Here is a 24530-nt window from a genome sequence, read left to right as displayed (position 1 = left end):
TACAGTATGCTACGCGCCACGATGCAGGACCGCCTCGCGCGCGCGGCGCCGTTTGTCGTCACCGCGCTCGCGACCGCCGTGAGCGTCGTCGGCGTGACGCTCGGCTCGCATGTCGCGTCCGGCGCCGACGCCTACGGCTACGTCAGCCAGGCGCGGCTGATGCGTCATGGCACGCTGCAGCAGACCGAGCGCCTCGTCCGCACGGCGGACTGGCCCGACGCGGCCGAGTCGCTGGCGCCGCTCGGCTATCGTCCGGCGGTCGGCGGTTTCACCAACGTGCCCACCTACGCGCCGGGCCTGCCGCTGCTGATGGCGGCCGCGGCGCTGGTGGCGGGACCGTGCATGGTCTACGGCGTCGTTCCGCTCGCGGCGGCGCTGCTGGTGCTGCTGACCTACCGGCTCGCGCGGTGCGTCGCGGATCCGGCAGTCGCGGTCGCGGCGGCGATTCTGTTGGCGACCAGTCCGGTTTTCCTGTTCATGACCCTGTGGCCGATGAGCGACGTGCCCGCGGCCGCCTGCTGGATCGCCGCGATGCTCTGCGCGGCCTCGACGGAGCGCTGGCGACCGCTCGCGACGGCGGCGCTCACCGCGCTGGCGATTCTGATCCGGCCGAACCTGGTGCATCTCGCCGCGGTGCCGGCTGGCATCTCTCTCTACATGTCGTCGCGCGTCAGCCGGGCCGCGACAGGGCGGGCGGCCGTGCTCCTGGCGGCGGGCCTCGCGTCCGCCATTGCCGTCGTCCTGGCGCTCAACCGGACGCTCTATGGCTCGCCGGTCGCATCGGGATACGGCGCGGTCTCCGGCCTCTACGCGATGAGCCGCATCGGGCGGAACGCCGCGCTGCACGCGTCGTGGCTGCAGCAAAGCCAGGGTCTGTATCTGACCGCCGCCGTGGCCGGACTGATCGTGCACCTGCGGCGGGGATTCAGCGACCTTCTGGTGTGGGGCGGTCTCTTCGCCGTCCTGCTCTGGGCCGCGTATCTGCCGTACCACACGTACACCGAGTGGTGGTACCTGCGGTTCCTGCTGCCCGCGCTGCCGGTCGTGTTCGTGCTGGCGGCCGACGGCGTGGCAGCCGTCGCGGGTCTCGCGGGTCAGACCGTCCGCGCGGTTGCGCTCGCGATCTTCGTCGCCGCGGCCTCGACGCACGCGATTCACTTCGCACTCGCGAATGGCGTCTTCGCGATCGGAGAGCAGGAGCAGCGCTTCGTGGAGGTCGCCGCGTTCGTCGCGACCGCGCTGCCCGCCGACGCCGTGCTGATCAGCGGCGAGCACAGCGGCAGCATCCGCTACTACTCGGGACGCGAGACGATCCGCTACGACCGCATGCGCGGCACGGCGCTCGACGCGGCGGTTCGCTCACTGTCGTGGCAGCACCTGCACGTCTACGCGGTGCTCGATCGGCTCGAGGAGCCGGGCTTCCGCGCGCGGTTCGGCGGCCAGGCGGCGCTCGCGCGGCTGGCCGATCTCCCCATGGCCACGCTCGATTCGCCCGTGCCGGTCGACGTCTTCGATTTCGCGCCCGTCGCGGCCGACGCGGTGGCGACCCGGCGGATCGCGCATCTCCCCCGGTCGAAATGCTTCGAGCCGGACGACTGAGCGGCTGCCCGTCAGGTTCCGCGTGGCGAGGCAGGCCCGCGGCGGGCCGACGCGAGACGGCCGCTGCCAATCACAGCCGGTTCACATCAGCCAGTAGAGGGTATGAAGAGAGGGACCCGCCCCGTGGGCGGGCGGGAATCGAGTGGTGAGGGCGCGCCGGCAGGGCGGCTAGTTCGCCAGGCGCGTCTTCGCGGCCATCGCGGGGAGCGGCGCGCCGGCGGCGATGGCGTCCCCCTCGACGATCTTCCACGCGTCGGCCTGCTCGAGGATCTTCGCGGCGAACGCCGTGTGCAGCGCGTGGCCGGCGCGGTGGGCCACCAGGTGGCCGATGACCGGATAGCCGACGAGCGAAAGATCGCCGATGGCGTCGAGAATCTTGTGGCGGACGAATTCGTCCTCGAACCGCAGCGCGTTGTTCAGGACGCCGGTTTCGCCGAGCACGATTGCGTTGTCGAGCGACCCGCCGAGGGCGAGGCCGCGCTGCCGGAGCATCTCCACTTCCTTCAGGAACCCGAACGTCCGCGCCGGCGCGATCTCTTCGACGAACGTCTCGTCGGTGATCTTCATCGTCCGTGACTGGTGGCGGATGAGCGGATGGTCGAAGCTGATGCTGTAGGTCACCTTGAAGTGATCCGACGGGTAGAGCGCGATCCGCTTGTCCCCCTGGCTGAGCGAGATCGGCCGGAGGACTTTCAGGTATTTCTTGCGAGCTGACAGTTTCTTGACGCCCGCTTCGTTGAGGATCAGATAGACGAACGGCGCCGCGCTGCCGTCCATGATCGGGACTTCCGGACTGTTCAGCTCGACGATGACGTTGTCGATGCCGAGGGCGGTGAGGGCGGCCAGCAGGTGCTCGACGGTCTCGACCGACACCGCCTCACGCGTCAGGCCGGTCGCCAGCTGAATCCCGCCAAGATGGGTGACGGTCGCCGGCACCTCGAGCCCCCCCAGATCGGCCCGCTGAAAACGGATGCCGAAGTCGGCAGGGGCCGGCTTGAGTGACAGAGTGACCTTGTTCCCGGAATGAAGACCGATTCCGGAACACGAAACTGGACGCCGTAGGGTTCGCTGCGACTGCACGGGACCTCTTATTGGGGCCTGGGAAGCCGCTCGGAACTGAGCAAAGCGGCTGCCACAGAGGACTCGGCGCAGTCGTAACGATTAAACCGTGATTTTGCAATAAGTTGTGGCATCGAACTCATGCCGGCCAGCCTGGGGCGAATACAAAATCGTGGCTGGGCAGCCACATGCGGCCGGCCTGAAAGCGTGGCAATTTTACCACAGTCGATTTTACGCCGCCTTGAAGATCTCGGCAAGAAAACGTCCTGTGAAGGATTCTCGGATCTTGGCGACTTCTTCAGGAGTACCCTGCGCGACAATGCGGCCGCCGGCGGCGCCCCCTTCCGGACCAAGGTCGATCACGTAGTCGGCCGACTTGATGACGTCGAGATTGTGCTCGATGATCACCACGGTGTTGCCCTGCTCGACGAGCTTGTTCAGCACGTCGAGCAGCTTGTGCGTGTCGGCGAAATGCAGGCCGGTCGTCGGCTCGTCGAGAATGTAGAGCGTACGGCCGGTGCCGCGGCGTGACAGCTCCTTGGCGAGCTTCACGCGCTGCGCCTCGCCGCCGCTGAGTGTGGTCGCGGACTGGCCGAGGCCGAGATATCCGAGCCCGACGTCCTGCAGCGTGCGCAGCTTGTTGGCGATCGGCGGGAAGTTCTCGAGGAGCGGCAGCGCCTGATCGACGGTCAGGTCGAGCACGTCGGCAATCGACTTGCCGCGGTACTTGATCTCGAGCGTCTCGCGGTTGTAGCGCCGGCCCTTGCACTGCTCGCACGTCACGTAGACGTTGGGCAGGAAATGCATCTCGATCGCGATGACGCCGTCCCCCTGGCAGCTCTCGCAGCGGCCACCCTTGACGTTGAACGAGAAACGCCCTGGACGGAAGCCGCGCGCCTTCGCGTCGGGCAGCATGGCGAACAGCTCGCGGATGAAGGTGAACAGGCCGGTGTAGGTTGCCGGGTTGGATCGCGGCGTGCGCCCGATCGGCGACTGATCGATCTGGATGACCTTGTCGATCTGCTCCATCCCTTCGATCGCGGTGTGCGCGCCGGGCTCGTCGGCGGCGCGGTACAGCTCGCGCGCCAGCGATCGATAGAGAATCTCGTTGACCAGCGTCGACTTGCCGGAGCCGCTGACCCCGGTAATGGTGATGAGCGTCGCGAGCGGGATCTCGACGTCGATGTCCTTCAGGTTGTTCTCGCGCGCCCCCCTGATGACGATCGAGCCGTGGGTGGCGCGCCGCCGCGTCTTCGGCGTCTCGATCGACATTTCGCCCCTCAGGTAGGCGCCGGTCAGCGACCCGGCGCCGTCTTCGAGCAGCTTCTGGGGGGTGCCCTGGAAGATCAGGCGGCCGCCGTGCTCGCCGGCGCCCGGCCCGAGGTCGATCACGTAATCGGCGCTGCGGATGGTCTCTTCATCGTGCTCGACGACCACCACCGTGTTGCCGAGATCGCGGAGGCGCGCGAGCGTCGCGAGCAGCGCGCGGTTGTCGCGCTGATGGAGGCCGATCGACGGCTCGTCGAGCACGTAGAGCACGCCCGTCAGGTTCGACCCGATCTGGGTCGCCAGACGGATACGCTGTCCTTCGCCGCCCGAGAGCGTCGCCGCGCTGCGGCCGAGCGTCAGGTAGCCGACCCCGACGTCGTTGAGGAAGCGCAGGCGATCGCGGATCTCGCGCATGATGCGGCTGGCGATCAGGTTCTCGCGATCGGTCAGCTCCAGCCCGTCGAGCACCTGCTGCGCCTCGGACAGCGGCAGATCGACGTACTCGGTGATCGTCCGTCCCTTGACCCGGACCGCCCGGCTCTGCGGTTTCAGCCGCGCGCCCTGGCACGACGGACACGACCGCAGCGCCCGATACGACTCGAGACTCTCCTGCTCCATCCATCCGCCTTCCTCGTAACGGCGGCGGAAATTCGGCACCAGCCCTTCGAAACCGGCGCCAAACGGATCGCTCTCCCTCTTCCCCTTCGGTTCCTTCGGTTCCTTCGGTTCCTTCGGCTCCTTCCGCTCCTTCGCGTCCTTCGCGTCCTTCGGTTCCTTCCCTTTCGCGTCCTTCGTGGCCCCAAAAAACAGGATGTCGCGCGCCTTCTTCGGCAGGCGGCGGAACGGCACGTTCAGATCGATCCCGAACACCTTGGAGAGCGAGGCGAGCGCTTCCTTGACCAGCTTCTTGTCGCCGCGCGCCCAGGGTGCGATCGCGCCGTCGGCGAGCGAGAGCGACTCGTCGGGCACCAGTCGTCCGGGATCGAAATCATAGACCGCTCCGAGCCCCTGGCACGCCGGGCAGGCGCCGTGCGGCGAGTTGAACGAGAAGGCGCGCGGCGTCATCTCCGGCATGCTGACGCCGCAGTAGGTGCAGGCCAGCCGCCTCGAAAACAGCCGGTCGCCGCCGTCGAGCGTGTTGACGACGACGATGTCGTCGGCGAGGTTCAGGGCGACTTCCACCGACTCGGTCAGCCGCCGTTCGATGCCGTCCTTGATGATCAAGCGATCGACGACGACCTCGATGGTGTGGTTGCGGCGCCGATCGAGTTTGATCTCCTCGTCGAGCGAGCGCGACTGGCCGTCGACGCGTACCTTGGTGAAGCCGCGCGCGCGCAGCGCCGCCAGCTCCTTCTTGAACTCTCCCTTGCGCCCGCGCACGATCGGCGCCAGCACGTTGATGCGCTCCTCGTTGGGCGAGAGCATCACCATGTCGATGATCCGCTCCAGCGACTGCGAGGCGATCTCGCGCCCGCAGAGGTGGCAGTGCGGGACGCCGATGTTGGCGAACAGCAGGCGCAGGTAGTCGTAGATCTCGGTGACCGTCCCGACCGTCGAGCGCGGGTTGGATCCCGTCGTCTTCTGCTCGATGGCGATGGCGGGCGACAGCCCTTCGATCAGGTCGACGTCGGGCTTCTCCATCTGCTCGAGGAACTGGCGCGCGTAGCTCGACAGCGACTCGACATAGCGTCGCTGCCCCTCGGCGTAGATGGTGTCGAAGGCCAGCGAGGATTTCCCCGAGCCCGACAGGCCGGTGATGACGACCAGCTGGTCGCGCGGCAGAGCGACGTCGATGTTCTTGAGGTTGTGGACGCGCGCGCCGCGGACCTTGACCCAGTCGTGTGCCATTTACTATTCAGAATTCCCGGAGAAATCCAAACAGACATTGTACTACCGGTGTCGGCGCGAGCGCCGGGAAATGGGGCGGCGCGCCGCGTTCGGGAGAGATGGACGGCGTTATCGTCCGCTGCGGGTCGCGCGCAGCGTCGCGGCCAGCAGCGCGAGGCTCGCCGCCATCCACACCGCCGCCCACCACCACGCCGGCGCGCCCGTCAGCCGCTGCATCGTCGCCGCGTCGGAGGCGCCGCGCACCAGGAACAGCGTCCGGATGTCGAACACCGCGTTCAGCGACACCTGGATCGCGAGGACGCTCATCGCGAAGCCGGCGACGCCGCGCGTCGCGCGCTTCCCCGCCAGCCCGAACAGCGCGAGCGCCCAGCCGGCGACGACGACCGCGCCGAACAGGTTGCGGATCCACAGCACGATCGTGATCAGCATCAGCGCGCCGATCGTCCAGAGGATGCTCTTCGTGCGTCGATCGTCGCGCGACGCCACGAGCAGCAGACAGCCGACGATGCTGGCGGTCAGATAGCCGGCGGAGGCGACGAGTGCCTGCGCGAGCGTCGACGCCGGCATCAGGCTGCGCGTCAGGCCGCTCGTATCGGGCTGAATGGTGATCGACGCGACACGGCCGCCGAGCAGCACTGCCGCCGCCGCGTGTCCCGACTCGTGCACCCAGGTCGTGAACAGCGTGAAGGGATAGAGGAGGAGCGGCCCCCACGGCGTCAGGCTGACGACGAGGCAGAGCGCCGCCGCGCACCAGAGCCGCGTCGTCAACGAGACCGTTCGCTGCGGATCCGGCTGTGGCGGAAGCCGTAGGCGAAATACAGCACGAGCCCGATCACCAGCCAGTAGCCGAACCGCTCCCAGGCCTGCCGCGGCAGGCCGTACATGATGAAGATGCAGCCGGCCGACGAGAGGAGGCTGACCGCCCAGACGAACGGCACCCGGAAGGGCCGCGGCCGATCGGGGTCGGTGTGGCGCAGCACGAGCACGCCGATGCTGACCAGCATGAAGGCGAAGAGCGTGCCGATGTTGGTCAGGTCGTAGGTCTCGCCGGCGTCGCCGATCATCGACCAGCTGGCCACGAAAATCCCGGTGAACAGCGTCGTCGCGTACGGAATCTTCGTGACCGGATGGAGCTTCGCAAAACTCTGCGGCAGCAGGCCGTCGCGCGCCATCGCGAAGAAGATGCGCGGCTGCCCGTATTGGAAGACCAACAGCACCGCCGACATCGACACGGCGGCCCCGAGCGCGACGATCCAGCCGACCGCCGAGAAGCCCGCGAGCTCCAGCGCCCTGGCCAGCGGATCGGCCACCGCGAGCTCCTTGTAGGGCACCATGCCGGTGAGCACCGCGCCGACCGCCACGTAGATCACCGTGCAGATCGCCAGACCGCCGAGAATGCCGATCGGCAGGTTGCGCTGCGGGTTCTTCGTTTCTTCGGCGGCGGTCGAAATCGCGTCGAAGCCGATATAGGCGAAGAAGACGATCGCCGCCCCCTGGTGGATACCGGTGAAGCCGTTGGGCGCAAACGGGTGGTAGTTGGCGGCGTGCAGGTGCGTCACCCCGACCGCCATGAAGAGTCCGAGCGCCAGCAGCTTGATCACGACCATCACGTTGTTGACGGTGACGCTCTCCTTCACCCCCTGCAGCAGCAGCGCCGTGATCAGCATCACGATCGAGCACGCCGGCAGGTTGATCAGGATGGGAATGCCGGCGACGTGCGGCGCCGACTGCAGCAGGCCGTGAATCTGCGGGTCGGCGCTGAGCAGCGCCGCGCGGTAGCCGGTCGTCAGCCACGCCGGCAGGCTGAGGCCGAAGCCGCGCAGCAGCGTGTTGAAGTAGTCGCCCCAGGAAATCGCCACCGCGACGTTGCCGACCGCGTACTCGAGAATCAGGTCCCAGCCGATGATCCAGGCGACCAGCTCGCCCAGCGTGGCGTAGGAATAGGCGTAGGCGCTGCCCGCCTGCGGGATCATCGAGGCGAGTTCGGCGTAGCAGAGTGCCGCGAGCGCGCAGGCCGCGCCGAGGAGGACGAACGAGAAGACCAGCGCCGGGCCGGCGCCGAAGCGGATGATCACGCCGTCGGGGCCGACCTGCCCCGCCGCCGCCGTGCCGATCGCGCCGAAGATGCCGGCGCCGATCACCGCGCCGATCGCCAGCATGATCAGGTCGCCGGCGCCCATCACGCGCTTGAGCGACTGATCGCCCCCCGCCAGCAGCTCGCCGATCGGCTTGGTCTGGAACAGTTGCGTCATCGGGCGAGGATTATAGGCGAGACGCCCCGGCGGGCCTTACGGCAACGGCCCGTGCTGGCCGACCGTCAGCTTGTAGACGACCTCGCTCGCCGCCAGCGCGATGCCGCCATGCGGATCGAACGCGATGCCGATGAGCGGCCCGCCCGCGAGCACCAGCTCCGGCGCCTCCGGCGCGTTCGGACGGATGCGATACAGGCCGCTCGATCCGGCCAGCGCGTCGACGACGAACAGGTTGCCGGCGCCGTCGAAGGCAAGTCCCTGCGGACGTCCGAAGCCGCCGCACAGCACCGAGACCGTGCCCTCCATCGACACGCGGTAGACGACGTCGGTGGTGGCGAGCGTCGGGGCGGTGACGTAGAGATCGCCGTCGGGCCCGAACGCCAGGTGGAAGGCCGCGACGCTCGGCGGCAGCGTCGCCACCAGCGCCGCCTGCCCGGCCTCGTCGATGCGGAGAATCGAGCCGGACCGATCGCCGACGTAGAGCCGGCCGTCCGAGCCGAACGCCAGGCCGGTGGCGACGCCGAGATCGCTGGCGAAGAGCGAGGGCTTCCCGTCGGACGACACGCGGTAGACGCAGCCGTCGAAGCGGCTCGAGACGAAGAGCACGCCGTCGCGATCGAAGGCGAGCGAGGTCGGGTTGGCGAGGTCCGAGACGAACGGTTCGCGGCTGCCGTCCGGACGGACCACGAAGATGGCGACGGGCGCCTCCTGCCCGCGCGATCCGCTGAAGGTGACGTAGAGATTGCCGTGACGATCGTAGACGGGGCTGTCGACGTGATGGACACCGGTGACGAGCGGCGCGCCGATGTCGACGAACGCGGTCTCCCCCGGCAGTTCGTCGATGCGGATCGCCGTCGGGCCGCCTTCCAGCCCCTGCGGCACCATGACGGTGAGCGATGTCGGGGACGCGGCAGCGAGCCGCGCCTGGTGGGTCCCGACACGCACGTGCGGCAGGAGCGGCTCGACCGGGAATCCTTCCCCCTCGAGCGTGAGGTGGCCGCCTTCGAGCGCCCACAACGGGCGCACCGCCGTCAGACGTCCCATGGTGTCGTCATTGGAGCATGTGGCCCGCCCGCCGGGCGTCGCCGGACGGGCGTCCGGCGATCACGCGTCGCCGGCGTCGTCGCGCTCGAGCTCGACGTTCCAGTAGAAATAGTCGCGCCACGACTCGGGCGCGTTGCGGAGCCCGATCGTGATGCGGATCGCCGGCGCCTTGTCGGGTCGCCTGGGGACGCGGATGAGGTGCATGCCGGCCTGATCGGGAGTGCGTCCGCCCTTGCGGCGGTTGCAGGGGATGCAGCAGGTGACGATGTTCTCCCAGTCTTTACGGCCGCCCTGGGCGACCGGCACCACATGATCGAAGGTCAAGTCCGCGGTCGGAAACGCCTCGGCGCAGTACTGGCACCGGTGATCGTCGCGGGCGTAGATGTTGGCCCGGGAAAACGGCACATAATCGACGTGCCGCTTGATCTTGATGTAGCGGAGCAGGCGGATGACCGACGGCAGCTTGAACGAGAAGCGGACCGAGCGGACTTCGCGATCGTACGAGGAAATGACCTCGACCTTCCCCTGGCACCAGAGCGTCATCGCCTTCTGCCAGTGGACGACCTTGAGCGGCTCGTAAGTGGCGTTCAGCAGGAGCGTTTGCTCCATAAACCCTGTGACATTCTAGCCGATAATGCGGATAGCCGGGATGAGCTGCCTGCGTCATTACGCGATCGTGATCCCGATTGCAGTCCTGTCGGGCGCGTGCGCGTCGAGCGGCGCGACACCCCGGCCGTTTCCGACGCCGGGCGGGACGACCGCCGGCGTTCGTGCGCCGGCGCCGGCGCCGGCGGCGGCCGCCTCGCCTTTACCGGCGCGCGGGAGTGCCTACGAGATCACCGGCACCGCGCTGAGCCTGCGCGGCACGCCGTATCGCGATGGGGGCACCGATCCCTCCGGCTTCGACTGCAGCGGCTTCGTGCAGTACGTGTTCGCGCAGCACGGCGTGAAGGTGCCCCGCAACGTGCGCGAGCAGTTCCGCGCGGGAGAGGAGGTCGGGCGCGGCGAGCTGCAGCCCGGCGATCTGGTGTTCTTCACGACCGTCACCCCCGGCGCCTCGCACGTCGGCATCGCGCTCGGCGGCGACGAGTTCGTGCATGCCCCGAGCAGCACCGGTGAAGTCCGCGTCGAGCGGCTGAACGGCACCTACTGGGCGCCGCGCTACGTCGGAGCGCGACGCGTGATCTAGATCCGATCTACTTTGCTGACCATCGCGCGGCTGATGGCGGAGGCTCAGAAGAACAAGCAGGAAGGCTGACTTCTGGTGAGTTTCGTTTGCACGCCCTGACCGAGAAGCAAAGTTGCCGTCGTGTGGCGACGTCTCGACCGCATCACGATTTGCTGCCGATCACCCTGCTGCCGATCACGTAGCCCCATCGCACCGAGCCGAACGTGATCAGCGTCAGCAGATACGAGAACACGCCTTGCACGCAGCGCGCATCCGTCAGCCCTGCGTCGCGCAAAGTGGCGGCGTATTTCGACGTGTGCCGCACGTCGACAATGAGCACGCGCCCGCCAGGCGCCAACACGCGCGCGATTTCGCGCACGGCGGTCTGCCGCTCGCCCGCGTTGTAAATGTTGTGCAGCGCGTTGCTCGAGAGCACCACGTCGAAGCTGGCATCAGGGAAGGGAAGTTTTCGCGCATCGCCGGTGTGCACTTCGACTTTATCGGCGACACCTTCGATCATCGCGTTGCGTAACGTGCCCGCTGCGTTGTTGCCGCTGAGATCTTCCTGCTGCCATTTGTCGATGCCGACGGCACGGCCGGTCGAGAGCCGTTTGGCCGCGCCGATGAGAAACAATCCCAGCCCGCACCCCACATCCAGCACGCGCTCGTGTCCGTTCCAGTTGATCTTGTCGAGATATGTGTCCCGCTCGCGTATCTTCCCGATCTTGCTGTCGTAAATCATCCACAACGCCATCGCGCCGCAGCTCAGGCCGCCCACCATCAACGGCCGGGCGATCACCGCGATGGCATCCTGGCGGGACCACACGCCCAGCAGCCGCGCGATCAGCGAGATGATCCCCAGCGCCCCGACGATGAGCATGTTGCGCACCGCCACCGGGGCATCCACGCCGTAATTGAGAGTCCGATTCTCTTTCATGCTTTGCCGCTCTATCGAGAAGCTCACGTGCCCCCCGCTTGGCTGTTTTCTGAATGAGGCCAAGAAAACCGGGCCAGTATACCGGCCTCCGACGAACTGCCGCCGAGCACCCCACGCGGCTGCCGCTCGTCTCCGCGTGTAGCGCGTGTGCTACACTACCGTCGAAAATGCCTCGGCGGATCACCCAGCGAGAACTCCGCAACGAAAGCGGGCGCATAATGCGCGACCTGGACAAGGGACGGGCGTTCATCGTCACACGCAATGGTGTCCCGGTCGGGGAGTTGAGTCCGCTCCGTCAGCGCGTCTTCGTGCCGTCCGACGCCGTACTGGCCGCCTTCGTCGGAGCGCCACGCATAGCCCGTGTACGCTTTCGGAAGGAAGTCGACGCGGTGATTGATCAGGATACGACGCCCCGTGGTTGAGGCACGCCCGCCACGCGGCTTGATTGACACGTCGGTCGTCATCGACTTGCCAGGGATCGATCTGGACCAGTTGCCTGTGGAAGTCGCGATCTCGGCGATCACACTGGCGGAACTCGCGGCGGGCACCCACGCAACCTCCGATTCCGCGGAACGTGCAAAGCGCCAGGACCGGCTTCAACGAGCGGAGGCCACGTTCGAGCCGCTGCCAGTCGACGCGAGCGTGGCCCGCGCGTACGGCCGCGTCTACGCTGCCGTCGTGGCGGCCGGACGCAAGGCACGTGGCCGCCGGGTGGTGGACCTCTTGATTGCTGCGACGGCAGTCGCGGCTGATCTCCCCTTGTACACGCGGAATCCGGATGACTTCGCCGGGCTCTCGGATTTGCTCCGGGTCGTCTCGATCTAGTCCGGAGCAGCGTCAGAGCACATCCGCGGCCGGGCACCTCCATTCGAGCTGCGTGAACCGCTCCGACGCGCAGCCCGAACGGCCTCGAAAGGACTCCCCTGCACACGCTCGCACTCGCGAGGCGCGTTCGCGATCCTTGGGCTGAAACCCGATCCTACGCGGAGAGAAGACGCATGGCCGCCCCGCTCGTGAACTGCCGCAGCTTGAGATCGCGCTCGGTGTAGAGCGACGGCTGCATCAGCCGCTTGACCGGTTCCACCTTCACGCCGGCCGCCGTGTCGACCGGCAGCGCCGTGCACGGCGACATATAACGCTGCGGGAAGGACGGAAAGTTGCTGAAGGTGGTGGCCGTCACGCCGCCGTAGCGCGCCTGCAGTTCGCTGAAATCCCATCGCAGGAAATCGGTGAACGACGGATCGGGATCGCTCGACAGATACGCGCGCGTCATCGCCGCCACGTCCTCGTAGAACTGCGGCGCGTGGGTCCGCGTGGCGCGGGTGGCGTCGGCGTGCGCGAACTGCCGGATCCCCGTCGACGCCGGATCGATGTGGTAGAGCTCGTGCACGATCGTGTCGAGCTTGGCGACCCAGCTGGCGCCTCGCAGCTGAGGCTCGTAGAGCTCGGCCTTCCACGAACGGGCGAGCGTCTGCGCACAGAAACGCGGCAGCACGAACGAGATGAGGTACTTGATGCGCCGCCCCGCGACCGTCACCTCGGGCGTCTTGGTGACGAACCATTCCGATCGGCGCGTCAGCTCGCCGGTGTCGCGGTCCTTCCAGAAGTAGTAGCCCGGCTCCGTTTCCGGCAGCGTGAGGCAGTGGCAGGTCGCGAACGCCCCGTCGGCGCCGGTCCGTCCGAACCGGCCGAACACCAGGACTTCCCGCAAGTCGATGAACGACAGCGCGGGAGTACGCGACACGACGTCCTGCATCAAGCGCCGTATGCGCTGTGTGTAGTTAATCATCGTGAGACACGCCTGACGGGGACCACCCCGCCGGGACCTGCCGTGCGTTGCTAGGAAACGGGAACGCTGAGAATATACGAAGGGGGACGGATTGGTGTCAAGGTGAACAGCAGAAGCGGTTTACAGTCCAGCTCCGATTCTAATCCTTTCGGGTGAGCCTGGCAGCACCGTCGGGGCGCCGGCATCCGGCAGACTCGGGAGTGCCGGCACGACCGGCCCCTCGGGAAGCGCCGGAACGGCCGGGCTGGCGACAACGGGGGGCGGCGTCACCGCGCCCATGCGCCGCATGATCATCTGCTGGCGCCGCCGCAGCCTGGCGGAGGGATGCCCGGGGTCCATCAGATGCGGATTGGCGATGGCGCCGGCCAGCAGCGCCGCCTCCGGTGCGGTCAGCTCCGCGGCAGAAGTGTGGAAGTAGCGGCGTGCCGCGGCTTCCGCCCCCCACACGCCGTCTCCCCATTCGATCACGTTGAGATAGATCTCGAGAATGCGCTGCTTCGACAGCTCGACTTCCAGGCGGCGCGTGATGAGCAGCTCCTTCAGCTTGCGGAGCGGGTTCTTGTCAGGCGTCAGGTACAGGTTCTTGGCGAGCTGTTGCGTGATCGTGCTGGCGCCGCGCGCGAATTCGCCGTGCTCCCAGTCGGTCTCGACCGCGTCGCGGAGCTGATCGTAGTCGACGCCGTCGTGCTGCCAGTAGGCGCTGTCTTCGGTGGCGATCACCGCACGTTTGAGCTGCGGAGAGATGCGCGCATACGTCACCCACCGCTGGTCCTTGGCAACAGGCTTTCCCTGGGCGTGCGCCGCCGACTCGCGCACGCGCATGAAAGCGGTGTCGGTCGGGTTTTGCGCGCGCAGCGGACGCACGTCGGGCAGCGTCAGGTACAGGTAGGCCGCGTAGGCGAAGCCCACGGCGAGCGCCGCCGCGACCGCGCGACCCGCGACGGCTAACGCCGGACGAGTCCGGCGAGCGCGCTGACGAGCCGTGAAACGTTCTCCCTGGTCGAACCGGATCCCATGAGACCGACGCGCCAGATCCGGCCCGCCAGGGGGCCGAGCCCGGCGCCGATCTCGATGCCGTGGTCCGTCAGCAGCGCCGCGCGGACCGCCGCCTCGTCAACGCCCGCCGGTACCCGGACGGCATTCAACGACCACAGCCGCTCGCCCTCCGGCGGCAGCAACTCGAGGCCGATCCCGGCGAGCGCCGCGACGAACGCCTCGTGGGTGTCGCGATGGCGCTGCCACCGCGGCTCGAGCCCTTCTTCCTCGACGGTGACGAGCGCCTCCTGGAGCGCGTAGACCAGCGGCGCGCTGATCGTGTGATGGTACTTGCGGCCGATCCAGTAGTCGCGCAGCAGGCCGAGATCGAAGTAGAACGATCGACCGCGGCGGTCGGCGCCGGCGGCGTCGAGCGCCGACAGCAGCGGCGCCGCGAAGGTCACCGGCGCCATTCCGGATGGCGCGCCGAGGCCCTTTTGTGTGCAGCTGTAAATCGCGTCGGCGCCCCAGCCCGCGGCGTCGACCGGCATCGCGCCGAGCGAGGTCACGCAGTCGACGATCGTGCGGGCCCCGCGCGCCGCAGCCAGCCGGCACATCTCGCCGACCGGGTTCAGCACGCCGGTCGACGTCTCGGCATGCACCATCGTCACCACATCGGCCCCGGCGGCGAGTCCTTTCTCGAGCTGGGCGGGATCGACAGCCCGCCCCCATTCCCCTTCGACGCGGGTCACGTCCGCGCCATAGCGCTGCAGCATCTGCGCGAGGCGATCGCCGAAATAGCCGTTGACGACGGCGACGCCGCGCGTGCCCGGGCGCGTCAGCGCGGCGATCGCGGTCTCCATCCCGGCGGTGCCGGTGCCCGACACGGCGAACGAGAACGCGCCGTCGGCGGCGTGGAACACGCGGCCCAGCCGGGCGCGCACGTCGTCGAGGATCGCCATCATCGCGGGGTCGAGATGGCTGAGCACGGGCGCGGTCATCGCGCGCATGACGCGCGGCGCGACGGGGCTCGGCCCGGGGCCGAGCAGCAGGCGATCAGACATGGTGGAGTGTGGTGGCGGCATGGAAGAGCGTCCGGATCCTTTCTCTCGCCTCATCGGCGAGCGGCATCAGCGGCGGCCGCGGCTCGCCGCCGCGCAGGCCGGCGATGTCGAGCGCGGCCTTCAGGCCGGGGATGCCGTGGGTGGTCGTGACGGCCCGCGCGAGCGGTGTGATCTGGTGCTGGATCGCCAGCGCCTTGTCGTATTCGTGGCTGCGCACCCGCGCCAGCAGCTCGAGGCAGAGCGCCGGCATGATCGCCGCAATCGCGACGATCGCCCCAGTCGCCCCGGCGCAGAGCGCCGCGTAGACGCCCGGCGCCGCGCCGCAGAGGACGGTGAAATCGGCGGGCACGGCCGCGGACAGGTCGGCGAACTGCGCGCCGTCGGTGCTGGTCTCCTTCATCCCGGCGATGTTGGGATGCGCGGCCAGAGCAGCGACCGTGTCGGGCGAGAGGTTGACGCCCGTCGACGCGGGAAAGTTGTAGAGCAGCACCGGCACCCTGCTCGCGTCGGCTACCGCGCGGTAGTGCGCGATGAGTCCGGCGGCGGAGACATGGGCACGATAGGTGTACGGCGTCTTGACGAGCACGGCATCGGCGCCCGCCGCCGCCAGCCGCTTCGCGGCCGTGATCGTGGCGCGGGTCGATTCGTGGCCGGCGCCGGCGACGAGGACGCGATCGGCGGGGATCTCCCGGCGCGCCGCCTCGACGACGCGCACGCCTTCGTCCTCGTCGAGCAGCGCCGCCTCGCCGTTGGTCCCGAGCGCGACGATCCCGCCGAGGCCCGACGCCATCCAGTGCCGGACGTTGCCGCCGATCGCCGCGGCGTCCACCTCGCCGCCGCGAAACGGCGTCGGCATCGGCACGAACAGGGAGCGCAGATTCACGTTGCTGAACGTACCACGAGACGCCGCCGGGACGCACACGGCAAAAGGGGCGCGGTCTCGTCGACCGCGCCCCTTTCGACCCGTTCGCAGGGTGTCGAAACGTCCGCCGTCAGGCGGATCTCAGTGGACGCGCGGCCCCCAGACCGTGCGCTGCGCCCTCCAGTCGTCGTCGAGGATGGTCCACAGCGCCTGATCGAGGTACTCGCCGTTGCGGAGGAACGACTTGCGCAGGATGCCTTCCTGCATCGCGCCGATCTTCCGCAGCGCGCCGTTGCCGCGGCCGTTCAGGATCGCGGCACGCGCCTCGAGGCGGTGTGTCTTGATGGTCTCGAACGCGAAGTCGATGACCATCCGGGCACCGTCGACGAACATGCCGGAGCCCCAGAACGCCGATCCGATCGCGAAGCCCCACTCGGCGGTGCCGAAGCCGGGCTCGAGCTGACGCACCTGGAAGATCCCGATCGCGGTATCCATCCCGTGCGGTACGACCGCGAAGCAGGCGTAGTTGCCGGCCGCGCGCTCGCGGTGGGTCCAGGCGATGAAGCGCTCGAACCCGTCGATTGTCGTCGGCGGCGGCGAGATGAAGCGCGCCACCTCCTCGCTCGAGAGCATCGCCAGGAGCGAGGGCGCGTCCGAAAGCCGCAGCTCGCGGAGCGTCACCAGCGACCCGGTCAGCACCGGAAGCGCGTGCCTCCAGTCCGACGTCGTCACATCCGAGCGGCTGGCGGCAATCACGGCCTGGAGGTTCGTCATCGACTGTGCCTCGTGGAAGGGCATCTTCTCCATTAGAGGCCTCCTCCGAGCAACGAGCTGGTGGTTGAGGTGATCGTCGCCGTCGTGGCCACCAGCGGGTCGGTCAAGGTCGTCGTGCTGACCGGCACGTCCCCACCCTGCGTCCCGAAGGCGCCGTCGATATCCAGCACGCCGTCGAACACGGTCGGCGTATTCGGATCGTCGAACGGCGGCGCGTCCTCGCCCGAGCAGCCCCAGGTCACGTTGTCGGCCTCGCTCGCGGTGCCCCACACGATGTTGTCGACTTCGCCGGTGGAGGTGCCCCACACGATGTTGTCGGCTTCCATCGCCGTGCCCCAGACGATGTTGTCGATCTCGCGCATGCTGGTGCCCCAGACGATGTTCGAGCAGTCGGAGGCGCCGCAGGTCGTGCCCCACACCACGTTGGCCGCGGTGCCGCTCGACGTGCCCCACACGATGTTGTCGGCCTCGCCGCTCGCCGTGCCCCAGACGATGTTGTCGCCTTCACGGGAGAAGGTGCCCCAGACGATGTTGTCGGCATCCATCTGGGCGGTTCCCCAGACGATGTTGTCGCACTCGCGCGTGCTGCAGGCGGTGCCCCACACGATGTTGTCGGCTTCCGACGTCGTGCTCGAACCCCACACCGTGCTGGCCGCCCAGGCGCTGCCCTCGGGCTTGATCACCCCACGGCGCAGCTTGCGGTTGCCCCAGACGATGGTCTTCGACCAGTCCGAGTTGTACGGGTAGCGGGTGCCGCTCCTCGGCGCCGTCAGGTAACGGGCCAGGTCGACCGCCCCCTTGGTGTTGAGGAAGCCGGCGCCCTGCGTCAGCGTGTCGTAGTGGTAGTCCTGCGACGTGTACTCGATGATCGCCTTGACCAGGTTCGGCGTCAGCTTCGGGTTCGCCTGCAGCATCAGCGCGACCGAGCCGGTGACGATCGGCGCCGCCATGCTGGTGCCGGTCAGGCTCAGGTAGGGCTTGTTCGCCGTCGACAGCAGCCCGCCCAGCAGATAGGCGGCCTTGCTGAGGAAGAGCGTGCTGCCCGGAGCCGAGAGCGACGCGATGCCCACGCCGGTCGCGAGCACGTCGGGCTTGGCCAGGAAATCGCGGGCCGTCGGGCCGCGCGAGCTGAAGTCGGCGTACTGGTCGTCGGTACGGGTCAGCGTGCCCATGTGGCTGTAGGCGCCGACCGTCAGCACCCAGGGCGCGTTGCCCGGCGACGTGATGGCGCCGTACTGCGCCTTGCCGCTCACCGGGTTCTTCCCGAGGTTGCCGGCCGCCGTCACCACGACGATGCCCGCGTCGACGAGGCGCTTGGCCGCCAGCGTCAGCGGATCCGTCATGTACGACTCGGTCACCATCGCGCCGACCGAGAGGTTCACGACGCGGATGTTGTAGGTGGTGCGGTTCGCCAGCACCCAGTCGAGCGCCGCGATCGCCCCGCTGATCGTGCCGTTCGCGTTCGCGTCGAGCACCTTCAGACTGACGATGTTGGCCGCGGGCGCGATGCCGGCGCGTGCGCCGAGCGTGTCGTAGCCGTTGCCGGCGATGATGCCGGTCACGTGCGTGCCGTGGCCGTTGTCGTCGTAGGGGGTGGTGCGCCCGTTCACGAAATCGACGAACTTGACCACGCGCTGGCCGCCGACCACCTTGACCAGGGAATTGTGCCCCTGGTAGGTCAGGTCGTCGTGCCAGGTGGCGACGCCCGAATCGATCACCGCGACGCCGATGCCGGCGCCGTCGTAACCGAGCTGCGTCTGCACGGCGCGCGCGCCTTCGACGATCGCGGCGTAGTTGAGCACGCCGCCGGTCGGGCGATCGTGGTGGATCGAGGCCACGCACGGGTTGTCGGCAAGCTTGCGGAGCTGCGCGTTCGGCAGCTCGACCAGCTGTGCGCTGACCACGCCGAAGCGCGGCCCGTTCTTGCCGCCAAGCTTGGTGACGAGGTCATCGACCGAGCAGCCCGGGGCCAGCACGACGATCGCCCGGCTGCGATTGGACCCGCCCTGCGAGGCCCGATCATTCAGCTTGCGATCGAGCTTGGGATGGTCCCCGGACTTGCGTCGGCCGTAATCGGGGGTGTCCTGGCCGGTGAGCACCGACTTGGGATCCGGGGAGCGCCGCGCGCGTCCCTGGTTCCCGGCGTCGGCTGTTCCCGCCAGGGCGAAAATGCAGAACGCGGTAATCGCGCCTGCGACGAACTTGCGTGAATCAATCACGATTCCAATCCTCTCCAGTTGCTCGCGAGGCGCTTAGCCCCACACCGCTTTGTCGCCCCGACCCGTCTGGGGCCCCGCCGGCTTCACCCACTTCATGGTTGTCCTCGCTCGGATCGAAAGCTACGAGTTCGGACTTCGATTTAGCAAGGGGGGGGCCACAACGGACGGGCTTCGTTTTGCACTCGTAAATACATGCAAATAAGAGTGTTATATCGATCGACCTGAATCGTATGTACCGATGCCTCCGAGCGCGGTTGCGCCGTTTCGGAACACCGAAGTTGAGGATCGGCAGCGAATCTGGAGCTAACGTGCGGCGGGACTTCAGCTTACGGAATCTTGTGCAGGATCGGAACACACGTGTCGGGATGGAACAGCGGCAAGACCCGAGTCAACTTACTGATTCGTAATGGGATAACAGATCAGAAACCAGGGCCCGACGACACCTCGTCCCCGGCCATGGCGTGGATCACGAAGACCGTCAACAGCAGGGCCGCGCCGGGGGCGAGCAGCCACGGCGCGTCGACCGCGACGCCGACGTGCGCGGCGTCCCGCAGCATCGCGCCCCAGCTCGGCGCCGGCGGCGCAAATCCAAATCCGGCAAAGGATAGCGTCGCCTCCGCCATCACGAACGCCGGCACCAGGATGGCCAGCTGCACCCCCAGGAAGCTGCGCGTCGCCGGCAGCAGATGCCGCCAGATCACCCGCGCCGGCGTCGCGCCAAGCGCGCGTGCCGCTTCTGCGTACTCGGCCCTGCCCTCCACGACGAGAATTCCGCGTACACCGCGCGCGATCGCCGGCCAGCCGATCAGCGCCAGCACGCCGCTCAGCACCGTGAAGACCTCGCGCGTGCCCAGCACCAGCGGCAGCACGCCCCGCAGCGCCAGCACGACGTAGATCGCCGGCAGCACCAGCGTGAAATCCGCGGCCCGCATCAGCGCCGCGTCGACCCATCCCCCGGCGTAGGCGGCGGCGGACCCGAGCGCCGCGCCGAGCAGCAGCGCCAGGGCGCCGGCGAGCGCGGCCACGCCGAGCGACAGACGCGCACCGGCCAGCAGCCGCGAGAGCACGTCGCGCCCGAAGCCGTCGGCGCCGAGGAGGAACCACGGGTCCGCCGCCGCGAAGCCGATCCGGCGCGATCGATCCTCGGCATACCGCCGTTCGAGCGGATCGACGACGCGGACCGGGTACGCAAACGGCCGGTGCCAGCGGCCGTCGTCGTCGACGAGGTGCGGCCGCATCGGCGGGGCGTACGGGTAGCCGTCGAAGCCGCGCGCCGGGTCGTAGGGCGCCAGCGCCGGCCCGGCGAGCACCACGAGCGCGGTACCGGCCAGCAGCGCCGCGCGCCACCTAGACATGCCCGGCTCGCGACAGCGTCAGCCGCGGGTCGACCAGCACGTGCGCGACCTCGGCGGCGAACACGCCGGCCGCGACGAACGCCGCCCCCGCGGCGGCGCAGCCCGCCACCAGGTTCGTGTCGCGGGCCATCAGCGCGCCGAGCATCAGATCGCCGAGCCCCGGCCACGACGTCACCAGCTCCACCGCGAACGATCCGCTGAACAGCGAACCGACGATCACCCCGTAGACGGCGAGCACCGGCCCGAGCGATTGCCGCCACGCGTGGCGCCAGACGATCCGGCCGTCGGGAATGCCGCGGGCGCGCGCCGCCATCGACGCGGGACGCGCCAGCACGTCGGCGAGCGAGCGCGACTGCAGCCGCTCGAGCGCGGCCGCCACCGGCAGCGCCAGCGCGAGCGTCGGGACCACGAAATGACGCGGACCGTCCATCCCCGAGACGGGCAGCCATCCGGTGGCCGCCGCCAGCGTCAGCAGCAGCAGCGAGGTGACGAGCGACGGCGTCGAGAGCAGCACGAGCGACGCGCCGCGGAGCAGCCGCGCCCCGCCGCCGCGGCGGCTGCCGGTCACGACGCCGCAGGGGATGCCGATCGCGGTGGCGACCGCCAGGGCCACGATCGCCAGCGCCGCGGTGTTGCGCGCGCGCTCGAGCACGAGCGGTCCGACCGGGCGCTCGGTCTGCAGCGACACGCCCAGATCGAGCGCCGCGGCGCGCCGCAGCCAGCGTCCGTACTGCTGCGCCAGCGGCAGGTCGAGCCCCAGCCGCTGCCGCTCGGCGGCGATGGTCGCCTGGTTGCGCCCGAGCACGCCGGCGTAGTCGCCCGGCGCGAGCTGCGCCAGCAGCACCGCACCCGAGCTGACGGCGAACACGAGCAGCGCCGCGCCGGCCGCGCGCCACACGAGAAAGCGGATGAACGGCATCGGGTGGCGATCCGCCCTAGGGACGCACGAACAGGACGTCGGGATTCCAGAGAATCTTCGGATCGAGAATCGCCGGCTCGGCGCCGCCGACCCGGCGGCTCATCGCCACCGTGACCTTCGGCGCCACGAACGCGATCGCCGGCAGGCTCTCGCCGAAGATCCGCTGCACCTCGGCGAACAGCCGCTGCCGCTCGGCGAGCGGCGCCGGCGACGCCACGCGCTGCATCAGCGCGTCGATCTGCGATTCCCAGGGCGTCGCCGGCGTCTTCTGCTCGGCGTTCCACAGGTGGTTGCTGCCGGAGCTCAGCCAGAAATCGAGGTTCATCGCCGGATCGAGCGCGCTCGTCTGGAACCCGAAGTAGATGCTGTCGTAGTCGCCGCGGCCGTAGCGGTCGAAGATCGACGGCGGATCGAGCTCCACGACGTCGGCGGTGATCCCGACCTTCTTCAGCTGCCCCTGGATCATCGTCGCCACCTGCCCGCGCACGTGGCCGGCCTGCGACAGGATCGAGAAGCGCACGGGCCGCCCCGCCGCGTCCTCGAGCATGCCGTCGCCGTCCCGGTCGGTCAGGCCGAGGCCGGCGAGCAGCGTCCGCGCGCGCCCCGGATCGGCGGGATAGGCCGGCGCGGCCGGCGAGTACCAGGTGCGGTTCCCGGGCGTGATCGGGCCGTAGACCGGCTCCGCCGCGCCGAGATAGAGCGTGTTCGCGATCGCCTGCCGATCCACCGCGTACGACACCGCCTGGCGGAACTCGGTCCGCGCCAGGTAGGGGCGCGTCTTCTGGTTGGCGGCGATCGCGCCGGGCGTCAGGTTGAACCAGAGCATGTTCGGATCGGCGCTCACGCCCGGCTCGACGAGCTGCACGCTCCCCTGGTCGCGCAGCCGCCGCAGCGCGGCGATGTCCTCGGCGCGAACATCCGCCTGCGTCATCAGGTCGATCGATCCCGCCTGCAGCCGCAGCATCTCGGCGTCCTGCGTCTTGACGATGTCGAGGATGACGCGATCGAGATACGGCAGCTGCACGCCGGCGGCGTCGCGGCGCCAGTAGTGCGGATTGCGCACGAAGGTGAGCCGCTGTCCGGGCGAGTAGGCCTCCAGCGTGAACGGCCCGAGACCGGCGATCGCCGCCGGCGGGGTCGCGACGCCCCACGCCTTGGCGAAGGTGCCGGCCTCGACCGCCGCCTGCAGCAGGTGCTTCGGATAGATCGGCACGTTGTCGAGCATCGCCACGCCAGGCGCAAACGGCGCCGCCATCGTCACCACCACGGTCCGCCGGTCCCGGGCCGTGACGCTGAGCGGCGCGCGATTCACCTGGACGCCGCTGGCGAGGGCGCTCGCCGAGCGCGGGTCGTAGAGCGCGTGGAACGTGAAGACGACGTCTTCCGAGGTGAACGGCTGGCCGTCGGAGAAGGTGACGCCGTCGCGGAGCGTCAAGGTCATGGTCCGACCGTCATCCGACACGATCCAGGATTCGGCGAGCCAGGGTTCGGGCTGATCGGTGAGGCGGTTGATCCGGACGAGGGGGGCCTGTGTCAGTCGGGTCACGGCGTCGACGGCGGCGTGCTGGGCGTCGGGCCCGAGCCGGTTGAACGTCGGCGGCTCGGAGCGGAGCGAGGCGGTCAGGACGCCGCCGCGTGAGGGGGCGGAGGCGCCGGCCGGTGGCACGCTGCCCTTCCCGCCGCAGGCCGCGAGCAGCCCAACGGCAGAAACCGCAATGACGTGACGAAGTTGTCGGCCCACTCTTGACCCTATCGGCTAATCGCTTGGCCGCTTCAATATCGGCCGTTTTACAGGCATTCTGCAGGGTAGCGCTTACCCGAGCCGGAAAAACAGGCGCGCAAGCCAATGCATTGGCCCACCGGGCCCGCGGCGGGCGGCGAGCGCGCGCGGCAGGCCCTCGATGCAGTTACCTCGATATGGATCGTCTTGTCTTCTGCTGACTCTCAGTGTCATGACACTAGATGAACGGTAGTTAGTACTGAAGTATCGGTGCAGCTCTGGCACGGCGTGTGCCTTTGTGCGCAGCATTCACGGGGTCACACCATGCCGAATGCTACCTCTGCCCGTCGCCTGTCAATTCGTGCTGTAGTCGTGACTGTGCTCGTCTGCGCCGGCGCGCCTGCCGCGCATGCGCAGCCGGGACGCCGCGCGCGGCTCTCGAGTGACATCGCGGATCGGATCGCCCGCCGCGTCGAAGCGCCCGCCGAAATCATCGTGTCGGCCGACGACGCCACTGTCGACCAGCTGGTGGCGCGCTACGGCGCGCGTCTGAAGAAGCGGCTGCCGGGAGGCGCCGTGCTCGAGGCGACCGGCGGCCAGATCGACGCGATCGCGCAGGACCCCGACGTGCCGCACGTGGCGGGGAACGCCATCGTCTATCGGATGGGCGCGGAGACGAGCGAGGCGACCGGTGCCGATCAGGTCTGGGAAGGGGCGGCGGGTCTGGCGGCGAGCGACGGCCGCGGGGTGACGGTGGCGGTGATCGATTCGGGCGTGGCGCCCCACAGCGCGCTGCAGAACCGGGTCATCGTGTCGAAGGACTTCACGGATCCGAAGGGCAGCGGGCGCGACGAGTACGGCCACGGCACGCACGTCGCCGGCATCGTCGCCGAGAGCGGCCGCGACGGCTACGGCGGCATGGCGCCGGGCGCGTGGATCGCCAACCTGCGCGTGCTCGGGGCGGACGGCTCCGGCAAGACCGACGTCGTCATCGAGGCGATCGAGTGGGCGATCCAGAACCGCGGGCGCTACAACATCCGCGTCATCAATCTTTCGCTCGGGCATCCGGTGTTCGAGTCGTACCGGGACGATCCGCTCTGCCAGGAGGCCGAGCGTGCGGTCGCGGCCGGCATCGTGGTGGTGGCGGCGGCGGGGAATTTCGGGAAGACAGACGATGGCCGCCCGGTGGTGGGGGGCATCATCGCGCCGGGCAACGCGCCGTCGGTGCTGACGGTGGGGGCGCTCAACACGGTCGGGACGCCGCAGCGGTCCGACGACGTGATGGCGACCTACAGCTCGCGCGGGCCGACGCTCTTTGACGGCGTGCTGAAGCCGGAGCTGGTGGCGCCGGGCAACAAGATCGTGGCGGCGGCGGCGGCGGGCAGCTACCTGGCGACGACGTATCCGGAGCACGTGGTGCCGGGCCGCGGCGGCTCGGCGTATATCGAGCTGAGCGGGACGAGCATGTCGGCGGCGGTGGCCTCGGGTGCGGCGGCGCTGCTGCTGTCGGCGCGGCCGTGGCTGACGCCGCTGCAGGTGAAAGCGGCGCTGCAGTTGACGGCGTCGCGCGTGGCCGGCGCGGGGCTGATCGAAGCAGGCGCCGGCAGCCTGAACGTCGTCGCGGCGGTCGAGTTGGTGGAGGGGACCTTCACCGGCTCCACGACGGTCGCAACTGAA

Annotated in this window: 20 protein-coding genes; 4 read left to right on the top strand and 16 right to left on the bottom strand. The window is 68.9% G+C overall.

Features of this window, described 5'->3' with window-relative positions:
- The first annotated feature begins 21 nt into the window (after positions 1–21).
- Positions 22–1599, top strand: coding sequence for a hypothetical protein (locus tag VGI12_00660; GenBank protein HEY2431151.1), 1578 nt, complete (start codon positions 22–24; stop codon positions 1597–1599).
- A 168-nt stretch (positions 1600–1767) separates the two neighbouring features.
- On the opposite strand, the gene lpxC is transcribed toward VGI12_00660, so the two are convergent.
- The 6 genes from lpxC to VGI12_00630 all read right to left on the bottom strand — a co-directional run bounded on the left by lpxC (position 1768) and on the right by VGI12_00630 (position 9680).
- Positions 1768–2679, bottom strand: coding sequence for a UDP-3-O-acyl-N-acetylglucosamine deacetylase (gene lpxC, locus VGI12_00655; GenBank protein ID HEY2431150.1), 912 nt, complete (start codon positions 2677–2679; stop codon positions 1768–1770).
- 210 nt (positions 2680–2889) lie between these two features.
- Positions 2890–5775, bottom strand: a complete 2886-nt coding sequence (gene uvrA / locus VGI12_00650) for an excinuclease ABC subunit UvrA (GenBank protein ID HEY2431149.1) — start codon at positions 5773–5775, stop codon at positions 2890–2892.
- Between the two features lie 108 nt (positions 5776–5883).
- On the bottom strand, positions 5884–6543 hold the full coding sequence (locus VGI12_00645; protein HEY2431148.1) for a M50 family metallopeptidase: 660 nt from the start codon (positions 6541–6543) through the stop codon (positions 5884–5886).
- Positions 6540–8027, bottom strand: a complete 1488-nt coding sequence (locus tag VGI12_00640) for an amino acid permease (GenBank protein ID HEY2431147.1) — start codon at positions 8025–8027, stop codon at positions 6540–6542. The genes VGI12_00645 and VGI12_00640 overlap by 4 nt, the downstream gene beginning before the upstream one ends.
- Positions 8028–8063: 36 nt before the next feature.
- Entirely contained in the window at positions 8064–9071 is a 1008-nt protein-coding gene (locus tag VGI12_00635; GenBank protein ID HEY2431146.1) for a hypothetical protein, read from the bottom strand.
- A 60-nt stretch (positions 9072–9131) separates the two neighbouring features.
- Positions 9132–9680 carry an HNH endonuclease gene (locus VGI12_00630; GenBank protein HEY2431145.1) on the bottom strand — a complete coding sequence of 183 codons (549 nt, stop codon included), beginning with the start codon at positions 9678–9680 and terminating at the stop codon, positions 9132–9134.
- Positions 9681–9720: 40 nt separating this feature from the next.
- Here VGI12_00630 and VGI12_00625 point away from each other — a divergent pair, with 40 nt between their 5' ends.
- Complete coding sequence (locus tag VGI12_00625; protein HEY2431144.1) at positions 9721–10260, top strand: C40 family peptidase; 540 nt, start codon at positions 9721–9723, stop codon at positions 10258–10260.
- Positions 10261–10402: 142 nt separating this feature from the next.
- On the opposite strand, the gene VGI12_00620 is transcribed toward VGI12_00625, so the two are convergent.
- Positions 10403–11203: a class I SAM-dependent methyltransferase gene (locus VGI12_00620; protein ID HEY2431143.1), complete on the bottom strand. Its 801-nt coding sequence runs from the start codon at positions 11201–11203 to the stop codon at positions 10403–10405.
- A gap of 387 nt (positions 11204–11590) precedes the next feature.
- Between VGI12_00620 and VGI12_00615 the strand changes: the two genes are divergently transcribed.
- Positions 11591–12001, top strand: coding sequence for a type II toxin-antitoxin system VapC family toxin (locus VGI12_00615; GenBank protein ID HEY2431142.1), 411 nt, complete (start codon positions 11591–11593; stop codon positions 11999–12001).
- A 154-nt stretch (positions 12002–12155) separates the two neighbouring features.
- Here the strand turns inward: VGI12_00615 and VGI12_00610 are convergent, their stop codons facing one another.
- The 9 genes from VGI12_00610 to VGI12_00570 all read right to left on the bottom strand — a co-directional run bounded on the left by VGI12_00610 (position 12156) and on the right by VGI12_00570 (position 22874).
- On the bottom strand, positions 12156–12965 hold the full coding sequence (locus VGI12_00610; protein ID HEY2431141.1) for a hypothetical protein: 810 nt from the start codon (positions 12963–12965) through the stop codon (positions 12156–12158).
- A gap of 120 nt (positions 12966–13085) precedes the next feature.
- Complete coding sequence (gene mtgA / locus VGI12_00605; GenBank protein ID HEY2431140.1) at positions 13086–13874, bottom strand: monofunctional biosynthetic peptidoglycan transglycosylase; 789 nt, start codon at positions 13872–13874, stop codon at positions 13086–13088.
- A 35-nt stretch (positions 13875–13909) separates the two neighbouring features.
- Positions 13910–15004, bottom strand: a complete 1095-nt coding sequence (locus VGI12_00600) for an alanine--glyoxylate aminotransferase family protein (GenBank protein HEY2431139.1) — start codon at positions 15002–15004, stop codon at positions 13910–13912.
- Positions 14997–15887: a dihydrodipicolinate synthase family protein gene (locus VGI12_00595; protein ID HEY2431138.1), complete on the bottom strand. Its 891-nt coding sequence runs from the start codon at positions 15885–15887 to the stop codon at positions 14997–14999. The genes VGI12_00600 and VGI12_00595 overlap by 8 nt, the downstream gene beginning before the upstream one ends.
- A 120-nt stretch (positions 15888–16007) precedes the next feature.
- The gene (locus VGI12_00590) at positions 16008–16673 is read right to left on the bottom strand and encodes a GNAT family protein (protein ID HEY2431137.1); all 666 of its coding nucleotides are present in this window, start codon (positions 16671–16673) and stop codon (positions 16008–16010) included.
- Positions 16673–18859 (bottom strand): S8 family peptidase, encoded by a 2187-nt coding sequence (locus tag VGI12_00585; protein HEY2431136.1) that lies wholly within the window; start codon positions 18857–18859, stop codon positions 16673–16675. The genes VGI12_00590 and VGI12_00585 overlap by 1 nt, the downstream gene beginning before the upstream one ends.
- Positions 18860–19278: 419 nt before the next feature.
- Positions 19279–20214, bottom strand: coding sequence for an ABC transporter permease subunit (locus VGI12_00580; GenBank protein ID HEY2431135.1), 936 nt, complete (start codon positions 20212–20214; stop codon positions 19279–19281).
- Positions 20207–21133 carry an ABC transporter permease gene (locus tag VGI12_00575; protein HEY2431134.1) on the bottom strand — a complete coding sequence of 309 codons (927 nt, stop codon included), beginning with the start codon at positions 21131–21133 and terminating at the stop codon, positions 20207–20209. The genes VGI12_00580 and VGI12_00575 overlap by 8 nt, the downstream gene beginning before the upstream one ends.
- Positions 21134–21149: 16 nt before the next feature.
- Entirely contained in the window at positions 21150–22874 is a 1725-nt protein-coding gene (locus VGI12_00570; GenBank protein HEY2431133.1) for an ABC transporter substrate-binding protein, read from the bottom strand.
- 351 nt (positions 22875–23225) lie between these two features.
- On the opposite strand from VGI12_00570, the gene VGI12_00565 reads away from it, so the two are divergent.
- Positions 23226–24530, top strand: a 1305-nt coding sequence (locus VGI12_00565; GenBank protein HEY2431132.1) for a S8 family serine peptidase, incomplete at its 3' end; no start/stop codon positions are given.

Source organism: Vicinamibacterales bacterium (assembly GCA_036496585.1).
Lineage (GTDB): Bacteria > Acidobacteriota > Vicinamibacteria > Vicinamibacterales > 2-12-FULL-66-21 > JAICSD01.
This window is presented reverse-complemented; position numbering and strand designations above follow the sequence as displayed.